Here is a 10,416-nt window from a genome sequence, read left to right as displayed (position 1 = left end):
AAGGGCTGTCCCTAGTACGAGAGGACCGGGACGGACGAACCTCTGGTGTGCCAGTTGTCCCGCCAGGGGCACGGCTGGTTGGCTACGTTCGGAAGGGATAACCGCTGAAAGCATCTAAGCGGGAAGCTCGCTTCGAGATGAGGTATCCCACCACCTTTGAGTGGGTAAGGCCCCCAGCTAGACTACTGGGTTGATAGGCCGGAGATGTAAGCCTAGTAATAGGTTCAGTCGACCGGTACTAATAGGCCGAGGGCTTAACTACCCTAAACTTTGTGCTACGCGTCCACTGTGTGATTCACAGCTTACAAACAACCGGTCATGGTGTTGTTTGTGATTGCTGGCAGCTGTTTCGGTGGTTATAGCGGAGGGGAAACGCCCGGTCTCATTCCGAACCCGGAAGCTAAGCCCTCCAGCGCCGATGGTACTGCACTCGGGAGGGTGTGGGAGAGTAGGACGCCGCCGGACTTAACGTACAGTCGAGGGCCTTCCCCATGGGGGTTGGCCCTCGACTGCTTTTGTGCGTCAGGGCCCTAGTAGCGTTGGATGGGCGCGCGCTCGGTTCGCGCCCCGCGCCTGATGGCAGTCCCGGCACCTGAACGACCTGTGCACCACCCGTAGTGAACCGCTCCGTACTTGATGTGCTCCGGCAGCCCCGCCGACGTCGTGTGGGCCGCCGAACTTGGAAGGACTTGACCCGTGAACCCAGGACCGCAGGACGGCGGCTCCAGCAACCGCGACGACGAAGGCCGGGCCGGCCGCAGTCGCGACGGAGGCTCCGGCGCGAACCCCCGTGGTGACCGGGGAGACCGAGGCGGGCCTCCGCGCCGCGACGGCGGTGACCGAGGCGGATTCCGCGGCGGTGACCGCGGCGGTTCGTCCGGGGGTGACCGAGGCGGCTCGTCCGGCGGTTTCCGAGGCGGCTCGTCCGGCGGCGGTGATCGAGGTGGCTTCCGCGGCGGCGACCGTGACCGTGGTGGCTACCAGGGTGGCGGCGACCGTGACCGTGGCGGTTCGTCCGGTGGTTTCCGCAGTGGCGGCGATCGTCCGCAGGGCGGTGGCTTCCGCAGCGGCGGCGACCGTCCCCAGGGCGGCGGTTTCCGTAGTGGCGGTGACCGTCCCCAGGGCGGTGGCTTCCGCAGCGGCGGCGACCGTGGCGGTTCGTCCGGTGGCTTCCGCAGTGGCGGTGACCGTCCGCAGGGCGGCGACCGTGGTGGCTATCAGGGTGGCGGCGACCGGGACCGTGGCGGTTCGTCCGGTGGCTTCCGCAGCGGTGGCGACCGTCCCCAGAGCGGCGGCTACCGCAGTGGTGGTGACCGTCCCCAGAGCGGCGGCTACCGCAGTGGCGGTGACCGTCCGCAGGGTGGTGGCTTCCGCAGTGGTGGCGATCGTCCGCAGGGTGGTGGCTTCCGTAGCGGTGGTGACCGTCCGCAGGGCGGCGACCGTGGCGGCTATCAGGGTGGCGGCGACCGTGACCGTGGTGGCTACTCCGGTGGCGGCGACCGGGGCGGCTATCGGAGTGGTGGTGACCGTCCGCAGGGTGGCGGTTTCCGTAGCGGTGGTGACCGTCCGCAGAGCGGCGGTTTCCGCAGTGGTGGCGATCGTCCGCAGGGCGGCGACCGTGGCGGCTATCAGGGTGGCGGCGACCGTGGCGGATACCGCGGTGGCGATCGTCCGCAGGGTGGTGGCTTCCGTAGCGGTGGCGATCGTCCGCAGGGCGGCGACCGGGGCGGTTACCGTGGCGGAGAGCGTTCCGAGGGCGGCTCGCGCAGCAGCTTCCAGGGTGGTTCCGGCGGCTACCGGGGAGATCGTCCCCAGGGCGGCGACCGTGACCGTGGCGGCTACCAGGGCGGCAGCCGGGACGGCGGCGGCTACTCCGGTGGCGGCGACCGGCCGGGCAACCGCAGCGACAGCGGCTTCCGCAGCGACCGTCCGCAGACCGACCGGCCCCAGGGTGACCGTCCGCAGGGTGACCGGCCCCAGGGCGGCGGCGGCTTCCGTGGCGGCGACCGTGACCGTGGCGGCTACCAGGGCGGCAGCGGCGGCGACCGGGGCGGATACCGCGGGACGCGCGACGACCGCAGCACCAGCGACCGGGGCCCCCGCGACGGCAGCTTCCGCGACCGTGGCCCGCGAGACGACCGTGGACCTCGGGACGACCGTGGCCCTCGCGATGACCGTGGCCCTCGCGATGACCGTGGACCTCGGGACGACCGTGGCGCCCGCGATGACCGTGGCGCCCGCGATGACCGTGGACCTCGGGACGAGGCTCCGCGCGACGACCGTGGGCCCCGTGGCGAGCGTGGCTTCGAGCAGTCCGAGCCGCAGCAGGCCGCGTTCAAGGCTCCGGAGCTGCCCGACGACATCGTGGCGACCGACCTCGACAAGGAGGTCCGTTCCGAGCTGCTGAGCCTTTCGCGTGACACCGCCGACCTGGTCGCCCGGCACCTCGTGGCCGCCGGCCAGATCATCGACGAGGACTCCGAGCTGGCGTTGCAGCATGCCATCGCCGCGCGGCGGCTGGCCTCGCGGATCGCGGTCGTGCGGGAGGCTGTCGGGCTCGCCGCGTACGCCGTGGGGGACTGGACCACGGCGATCGCCGAGCTGCGGACGTACCACCGGATGACGGGCCGGCAGACGCACCTGGCCGAGCTTGCCGACTGTGAGCGCGCCCTGGGTCGCCCGGAACGGGCGATTGATCTCTTCCGCGGCGCGGACAAGGAGTCGCTGGACAAGGCGGGCGCGATCGAGCTGCTGATCGTGGCGGCCGGCGCGCGGGGTGACCTCGGCCAGCACGACGCCGCCGTGGCGATGCTGCAGGTTCGTGAGCTGACCGCCGACGAGGACGGCGAGTGGGCGGTCCGGCTGCGGTACGCCTATGCCGACGCGCTGCTCGCCGCCGGCCGGCGTGAGGAGGCCCGGGAGTGGTTCGCGCGGGCTGCGGCAGCTGACGAGGACAGCCTCACCGACGCGGCCGAGCGGCTGCTCGAACTCGACGGCGTCACCATCGAGGGCGACGACAACGAGGACGAGGACGACGAGACCGGCGACACCCCGGTCGCCGACTCCGACCAGCCCAGCACCGACGCCGATGACGACGACGCCGCCGATGACGACGACGCCGACGACGCCGACGACGCCGACGACGCCGACGACGCCGATGACGACGACGACGAAGACGAAGACGAAGACGACGACGACGACGAAGACGACGACGACGAAGACGACGACGATGACGACGATGACGACGACGACGACGAGGTGACGGAGGCGCAGGCCACCGACACCCCGGCGGGCGACGAGCCGGCGGACGCCGACGTCGCACCGGTGGGCGAGGAGTCCGAGCGCCCGGCGAAGGGCGACAAGGAGCCGGAAGCGTGAGCCTGGTCGAGGCGTACGACCTGGTCATCTTCGACCTGGACGGGGTTATCTACCTGATCGACAAGCCGATCGACGGTGCGGCCGAGGCGGTCGAGCGGCTGCGCTCGGCCGGCACGGCGATCGCGTACGCGACGAACAACGCGTCGCGGCGTGCCCCCGACGTCGCCGCCCTGCTGACCGGTATGGGGGTGTCCGCCGTCGCCGACGAGGTGCTGACCTCGGCCGGTGCGGCGGCCGCCATGCTGGCCGAGCGGTTGCCCGCGGGCTCCCCGGTGCTGGTCGTCGGTGCGGAGGCGTTGCGGGCTGAGGTGCGGGACGCCGGCCTCGTGCCGGTCGAGCGGCTGGCGGATGAGCCGGTCGCGGTCGTGCAGGGCTACGGCCCGGATGTCGGCTGGAAGGTCCTGGCCGAGGCGTCGCTGGCGGTGCGGGCCGGTGCGCTGTGGATGGCGACCAACACCGACCGCACCCTGCCGAGCCCGCGCGGCCCGCTGCCGGGCAACGGCTCGCTGGTCTCGGTGCTGCGTACGGCGCTGGACCGCGAGCCCGATGTGGTCGTGGGCAAGCCGGCGCCGGCGTTGTTCTCCACCGCGGCGTCGCTGTCGAAGTCGCAGCGGCCGCTGGCGGTCGGCGACCGGCTGGATACCGACATCGAGGGCGCGGTCGGCGCGGGCATGGACAGCCTGCTGGTGCTGACCGGCGTCAGCGGGCCGGCGGAGCTGCTCGCGGCCCCGCCGGAGCGGCGGCCGACGTTCGTCTCGGCGGACCTGTCGGGTCTGTTCGGCGAGGCGTCGGCGGCGCGGATTCCCGCCGGCGGCGACGAGCTCGGCGGTTGGCGGCTGGCCGACGGCAAGCTCGAGGGTTCGGGCGATCCGGTCGACGCGCTGCGGCTGCTGGCCGGTTTCGTCTGGGACGGCGGCAAGGCGCAGGCCGGCTCCGACGCGGCCCGCGAAGTCTTCTCCGCCTGGGGCCTGTAACCGCTGCTCGCCATTGTCGTTGATCCCCCGTAGGCGCCACGCCTACGGGGGATTTCCCTGTTCGGCGGGGCCGGAGATAGTGGACACCAAGAGTCGGTTCCGACGCTTTGTGGTGGCCCGACGGGAGTCGACAGTCAGTGGCTGGAAGCACAAAAAAGGAAATCATGCCCCCGCGGCGAGGTCTTCTGATCTGGCTCTCCGGTGCCGATCCCGACACGTTGTCACGCAGCCCCCGCGAGAAACGCAAATACTCCGGCCTGGGCGGCGTCGTTCTCACGACCGCCGGCATGGCCGGGCTCTCCGCGGGCTTCGCCCTGCACTCGGGGGTACGGGCACCGCTGGCGGTGTCCGTGCTGATCGCCGTCCTGTGGGCGCTGGCCATCGCCAACCTGGACCGGTGGCTCGTCGCCGCGGCGGGCCGCCGCGAGCTCTGGTGGCAGAACCTGGCCACGCTGGTGCCCCGGATCCTGCTGGCGCTGGTGATCGGCGCAGTGGTCTCGACGCCGCTGGTGCTGTGGATCTTCCAGCGGGAGATCCAGGCCCAGCTCACGGTCACCCAGCAGGTCGAGCGCAACACCTACGAGCAGCGGCTCAGATCCGACGCGCGCTTCGTCGTCATCCCCGGCCTGCAGGCGGAGGTCACCAAGCTGCAGCAGGTCGCGGCCGGTTCGCTGGTCGAGGACCTGGTGGGCAAGGACCCGGCGGTGGTTCGCGACCAGGCCGAGTACGACGCGCTGGACAAGCGGTACAGCGAGGCGCGGGCGAAGGCGATCGCGGAGTTCGACGGCACGGACGGGACCGGCCAGAAGGGCGGCGGGCCCGCGTACAAGACCAAGCTCAAGGCCGCCGGTGAGCTGCGGGAGCAGCGGGACGCGGCCAAGGAGAAGCTGGAACGGTCCCGCGGTGCCGCCCTGGAGCGGCAGAAGTCCACGAGCAGCAAGGAGCAGGCCACCGCGCAGGGCGAGCTCGCCACCAAGGAAGCAGAGCTGGCCCGGCTCAAGAGCCTGAAGCAGGCCGAGGAGGACCGCTATCTGATCGACAGCGGCAACGACCGCGGCCTGCTCGCGCAGTTGGAGGCGCTCAGCCAGATCACCGACAGCAACGCGACGCTGAAGACCGCGTATCTGACGTTGCTGTTGTTCATCACCGCCATCGAGATCCTGCCGGTGCTGACGAAGTTCCTGCTCAACATCGGGCCGCCGACCGCGTACGACGAGATCCTGGCCACCGCGGAGAAGAGCGACGTGCAGGCGGCCCGTACCCGGATCGAGTTCGAGCGCGAGCAGGAGCGCCAGGAGCTCGAGGCCCAGGGGAAGCGGCAGGAGCAGATCCGCAAGGAGACCGCCGGGCGCGAGACGCACGTGCAGACCGAGATCCGCAAGCGCGAGCTGGACCGGTGGCGCAGCGAGGAACTGCACCGGCTGAACGGTGGCGGGGCGGCGGAGACCGCGACCCGCCGTACGCTGCGGTTCCCGATGCCGCGCCGGGCCAAGCCGGACCGTACGGGCTACAACGACTGGCCGGCGGACGAGTCGGCGACCCGCCCGATGAGTTCCGGTACCTCCGTGGCCCTGCCGGAGCCGGAACCGGAGCACGGCACCGATGGCACTGTGCCGCGGTGGCGCTTCAAGTAGGCGTCCGTGACGAAGGGGTAGAGCCGGGCGGCCCTACCCCTTCGCTGTCTCACCGGTTGTAGTGCACGGTGCCGATCAGCCAACCGGGTTGCGCGTCGCCGGCCGGCGACGCGCTGGCGTTCTCGGTCTGGACCGGCACGCCCGTCAGCTCCTGGGAGGTACCGAGCGCCTCCTTCAGGTGCTCGGCCCGGAGCGGGTCGCCGCCGTAGCTGACCAGTATGATCACGGACGGTACGGCGTTCGACGGCACCTTCTTGCGGAACTCCTCCAGGAACTTCCGCCTGTCGTCGCTGGTCTGTTCGCGGGGGCCACGCGGCGGCAGGGGGATCTTCGTGGATTGCAGCGGCACGCCGGTGGTGCTGGCCACCGCCGCCTGGGTCGGCAGCGGCCGCTCGGGTGCCGTGCCGTCCATGCGGATGACGAGGAACGCCCCGGCGGAGCCGAGCACGGCGACGGCCACGGCGGCCCCGGCGATGTAGACGGGCGACCAGCCGGAGAATCGCCGGCGGAGCCGCCCGCCGGCGCTCCGCCACGTCGCGATCGGGCCGGCGGTCGTGCCGGCCGGGCCGCGCGGGGTGATGATCCGGTGGCTGCCGGTGTCCTGGCCCCAGCTCAGCGGTTGCGTCGCCGGTGCCGGTCCGCCGGCCAGCTTCAGGGCGGTGGCGACGTGCGAGGAGGCGTTGTTGTCGTAGCCGATGGCCCGGCAGCGCTGCCGGAGCGAGGTGGTGCGTGGCGCCTCCGCATCCACCGCGAGCAGCGCCTCGAGGGCGCCGTACATCATCCGTTGCAGCCGGGTCGAGCGGCTGCCCGCGAGATGTTGCTGCACGGTTTCGAGCATGGCGTCGATCCACGGCTCGTCGCAGCGGCCCTGCAGCGCGGTGTGGGTGAGGTCGCGGGCGACGTGCTGGAGCATGTCGGCTTCCCGGGCCGCCCCGGGCACCTCCATGGCCGCCAGCGCCAGCAGGGTGCCGACGGCCTGGCTGGGCAGCGGGTGCAGTTCCTTGGTCAGCGTGCCGAGGAACCGCAGGGGTTTCGTCGTGAGCAGCACCTCGTCGTGCGCCGCCTGGGTGTAGACCAGATGCGTGTTGAGCTCGCTGACGACGATGCGGGCGTCCGGTGGGAAGTACTCGCTGTCGTGCTGGGTGGTGAGCCCGAGGCTCTGCAGCCACGGGCGGGCGGCCACGCGGTCCGTCGATCCGCCCAGCACGCCGGAGCGGCTGATCCACTGCTCGGTGACCGCCCGCAGGCGCTTGGGCTGCGGATAGGCGCTCAGCAACAGCGTGGCCAGCCGGTCGTGCCAGGCCGTCAGCTCCGGCCGGCTCGCGGTGGGCAGGCCGAGCAGGTTGTCGGGCGTGCCGTCCTGCGCGTCGACCACGCCGGTGAGCAGGGCCTCGGCGAGCGGCGCGCCCAGCTCCTCCCGCAACCGGCAGACCGCCTCCGCCGGCTCCCTGGCGGCCCATTGCGTGACCAGCGGCAGATGGCCTTCGGCCAGCCGCCGGCGGCCACCGGGCGTCTCCAGCATGGAGGGCACGTCGTGCCATTCCGGTACGTGGTTGGCGTGCCCCAGCTCGACCAGCATCTCGTCGAGGGTGTGGCCGCCGCGCAGCAGTTCGGGATCGGGACGCTTGCCGGTCGAGGCGTAGTGCACCAGGAACTCGAAGCCGCGCCGTACGGCGTCGCGCCCCAGCCGGTTCTTGATCTGCTCCTCGCTCACCGGGCCGCCGCGGAACCACTGGTCGATGGTGTCGGCCCGGTGCGGTTCCTCGCGGCGGAAGTCGTCGGGCCAGCCGCCGGAGACCACCCGCAGCTCCGCCGAGTCCGGGCGTTGCAGCATGCACGTGGACCAGGACCAGGACCGCAGCTCGCGCTCCGGCAGCACCTTGAGGGCGGCCGGGATGATCGTCGCGGTCTGCGCCGGATCGCCGTCGACCGGGATCGCGGCCTGCTTGGTCACGATCCCGCCGAGCAGCTGCATCACGACGTGCTGGAACCGGTCCGCGTCGTACGGGATGGCCGGCACCTTCTGGTCGCCGGCCGCGATCTCGACCCCGGCGGTCCAGGCCTCCAGCGCCGACATGTTCTCGGCGGCGAAGGCGAAGCGGCAGGTGCCCGCGACCCCGAACGGCCCGCGGCGGCCCTGCACGACGAAACACCACAGCCACCGGCCCTGCACGTGGACCCGGCGCAGGGTCCAGATCGGATGACCGGCCGTCGAGCGGATGCCCTCGGGCGGCTGGCTCAGGTCGGCCTGCAGCAGGCGCTCGGCGGCCGCCCAGTACTCCCGGGGCGCCGTCGGGCCGACGTCGTGCGGGCTGAAGCCCCGGCCGGTCAGGTCGGCCCACTGCACCATGATCATGCCGTTGGTCATCTACGGGCCCTCCCTAGTACGGCCAGCAGGAGTTGGGTCAGCGCGGCGGCGCGGTCGTCGACGCGGGGGAAGCGGTCGCGGGGATCGAGCGGCTTGAGCCGGATGTCGTCCACCGCGATCGGTACGGTGGCCAGCGGTGAGCAGAGGAAGAACCGCAGGGTGATCCACGGCTCGCGGTGCATCCGGAACAGGGCGCTCTGCTGTCCCAGGCCGTAGGCGAGCCCGCAGCCGACCGCCGACATGACCAGGTCGCGCAGCAGGATCAGCCCGCCGGAGCCCGGCCGCAGCGCGCTGTCGAGGTGCTCGTCGATCGACGGCACCCGGACGTGCTGCGGCACCTCGGTCGTCATGTCGCCGCGGGGGATGCTGACCTCGTTGTCGGTGCCGGTGTGCACGAGTTTCCAGAACTCCTCGGGCTGCGAGAAGTGGTCCAGCAGCCCGCGGGCCACCTGGACGGCGCGGCGCTGCCGGACGGCCGGTTCGGTGGTTCGCGCGCCCCACACGTAGGTGAGCAGTTGGGCGGCGCCGGGATCGGCCCCGGCGCCCTTGGTGGACCAGCGGTCCATCGCGACGGACAGGTAGGTCGCGGTGCCGCGTTCGACCTCGCCCGGCGCTCCTATGTCGCGCAGATCGATGCCGGGTTTCTCCAGCGCGGCGCGGATCAGGTCGCACTTGGTGACCGCCACCAGCATCTGCAGCGGCCGGCCCTCGTCGGTGGCGAACAACCCGTCGACCATGGTGACCTGTTGGCCGATGTCGTCCTGGATGGTTTCCCGGTTGCCGCGCACGACGTCGGCCCCGTACGCGTTGACCGTGCCCGGCCGCAGGCTGCCGTCGAGCAGCAGCCGCTCCTCGGCGACGGACTCGGTGGCCATCCACTCGGTGGCGTTCGGCGCGACGGCCGGGTCGACGACCCAGAGCAGCGCGTCGAACGAGCGCAGCATCCCGGCCTCGCGCCGGTTGATGCCCCGCTCGTCGAACAGCTCACCCGGCAGGTCGGCCACGCCGGTCCAGGTCCGCCGGCCGCCGCTGTCGGTGCGCAGCACCAGCGGCTGACGGAACTGCTTGCCCCACTGCTGCGCCCGGCGATCACCGTCGACGACCGTGCGCCGGACCAGCTCCTGGATCGCCCCGAGCGCGTCGCGCAGCTGATCCTCCAGCATGCCCGCAGGGGTGGACTGCCGGTCCGTGCCGGTGGGCTGGATCGCCTCGCCGGTCTGCCGGGTGTCGTTGTACTTGCCGATCCGGGAGGTCAGCGGCAGTTCCTCGAGCGGGCTGAGCTTGCGCAGCCGGATCCGGCCGGGGTCGTCCGGCGCGGTCCACTGGGTGAGGTTGTCCAGGTTCTGCTTGAGCATCCGGACCAGCAGATAGGTCTTGCCGCTGGCCGGCGCGCCCATCGCGGCGACCATGTTCCACTCGTCGATGGTCTGGCGGGCCTCGTCCGGCCGGCGGGCCGGGCCGGAGCGGAACACCGGCGTGGCGTCCGGGAAGATGTGCCCGCCGCCGCAGAGCAGGTAGATGAAGTCGACCTCGTGCTCGTTGAAGACCGGGTCTAGCGACTCCGCGGGCCGGTAGTTGCCGGCCAGCATCGTCACCCGCCACGGCATGCCGTTGCGGCCGTCCGGCGCGCCCACCTCGAGCCGGAACGACGGCGGCATCATGAACCGGCCGGTCTCCGGGTCCAGCGGCGGCTGGGCGCGGCCGAGCAGTTGCCGGCACACCGGGCAGGTGACGCCGAACCGGCTGGAGGGGTCCTCCTCCGGGGTCGGCGGCCTCGACCAGCGCATCAGAAGACCAGCCAGACGACCAGGAAGGAGATCGCCGCCGCGCCGCCGCCGACCACCATCCCGGCGGTCGCACCCCAGCGGCTCCCGGCCCGCGCGGCCACCCTGAGGTAGCCGGCGACACCCGCTTCGACCTCCACGAAGGCCGGCTGCGCGGCGTCCGCGGTGGCGTCGATCCAGTCGCCGAAAGTGTGGCCGTAGCGGGCGAACTGCTCGTCGGGTTCGCCGCACTGCCGGGCCACCCGCTGCTGCAACGCCTCGCGCCATGAAGTGATCAC

General features: G+C 71.9%; 7 protein-coding genes and 2 rRNA genes. 5 read left to right on the top strand and 4 right to left on the bottom strand.

Annotation, left to right across the window (positions count from 1 at the left end; all coding sequences use genetic code 11):
• Both DMB66_RS55120 and rrf read left to right on the top strand, forming a co-directional pair.
• Positions 1–262: ribosomal RNA gene (locus DMB66_RS55120) — 23S ribosomal RNA — on the top strand; the annotation flags it as partial.
• A gap of 86 nt (positions 263–348) precedes the next feature.
• Positions 349–465, top strand: a 5S ribosomal RNA gene (rrf, locus tag DMB66_RS55115).
• A gap of 57 nt (positions 466–522) precedes the next feature.
• Here rrf and DMB66_RS55110 read toward each other — a convergent pair.
• On the bottom strand, positions 523–2,499 hold the full coding sequence (locus DMB66_RS55110; protein WP_125812022.1) for a hypothetical protein: 1,977 nt from the start codon (positions 2,497–2,499) through the stop codon (positions 523–525).
• Here DMB66_RS55110 and DMB66_RS55105 point away from each other — a divergent pair.
• The 3 genes from DMB66_RS55105 to DMB66_RS55095 all read left to right on the top strand — a co-directional run bounded on the left by DMB66_RS55105 (position 2,449) and on the right by DMB66_RS55095 (position 5,986).
• Entirely contained in the window at positions 2,449–3,378 is a 930-nt protein-coding gene (locus DMB66_RS55105) for a Replicase polyprotein 1ab (protein WP_125812021.1), read from the top strand. The two genes, DMB66_RS55110 and DMB66_RS55105, sit on opposite strands and share 51 nt — an antisense overlap.
• On the top strand, positions 3,375–4,352 hold the full coding sequence (locus DMB66_RS55100) for an HAD-IIA family hydrolase (protein ID WP_125812020.1): 978 nt from the start codon (positions 3,375–3,377) through the stop codon (positions 4,350–4,352). Before DMB66_RS55105 ends, DMB66_RS55100 begins: the two co-directional genes overlap by 4 nt.
• A 164-nt stretch (positions 4,353–4,516) precedes the next feature.
• Positions 4,517–5,986, top strand: coding sequence for a DUF4407 domain-containing protein (locus tag DMB66_RS55095; protein WP_125812019.1), 1,470 nt, complete (start codon positions 4,517–4,519; stop codon positions 5,984–5,986).
• Positions 5,987–6,035: 49 nt separating this feature from the next.
• On the opposite strand, the gene DMB66_RS55090 is transcribed toward DMB66_RS55095, so the two are convergent.
• Genes DMB66_RS55090 through DMB66_RS55080 form a run of 3 tightly spaced genes read right to left on the bottom strand, consistent with a single transcriptional unit; the run spans position 6,036 to position 10,416 of the window.
• Positions 6,036–8,354: a hypothetical protein gene (locus DMB66_RS55090; protein WP_125812018.1), complete on the bottom strand. Its 2,319-nt coding sequence runs from the start codon at positions 8,352–8,354 to the stop codon at positions 6,036–6,038.
• Complete coding sequence (locus DMB66_RS55085; RefSeq protein ID WP_125812017.1) at positions 8,351–10,141, bottom strand: hypothetical protein; 1,791 nt, start codon at positions 10,139–10,141, stop codon at positions 8,351–8,353. The genes DMB66_RS55090 and DMB66_RS55085 overlap by 4 nt, the downstream gene beginning before the upstream one ends.
• Positions 10,141–10,416 (bottom strand): hypothetical protein, encoded by a 276-nt coding sequence (locus DMB66_RS55080; RefSeq protein WP_125812016.1) that lies wholly within the window; start codon positions 10,414–10,416, stop codon positions 10,141–10,143. Before DMB66_RS55080 ends, DMB66_RS55085 begins: the two co-directional genes overlap by 1 nt.

The sequence above is a fragment of the Actinoplanes sp. ATCC 53533 genome (assembly GCF_003947245.1).
This window is presented reverse-complemented; position numbering and strand designations above follow the sequence as displayed.

Bases quoted from the DNA above. Each gene is read 5' to 3' on its own strand.
- DMB66_RS55110 (WP_125812022.1), bottom strand. From the start codon at position 2,499: ATGCTGCAACGCCAGCTCGGAGTCCTCGTCGATGATCTGGCCGGCGGC.
- DMB66_RS55095 (WP_125812019.1), top strand. From the start codon at position 4,517: ATGCCCCCGCGGCGAGGTCTTCTGATCTGGCTCTCCGGTGCCGATCCC.
- DMB66_RS55090 (WP_125812018.1), bottom strand. From the start codon at position 8,354: ATGACCAACGGCATGATCATGGTGCAGTGGGCCGACCTGACCGGCCGG.
- DMB66_RS55085 (WP_125812017.1), bottom strand. From the start codon at position 10,141: ATGCGCTGGTCGAGGCCGCCGACCCCGGAGGAGGACCCCTCCAGCCGG.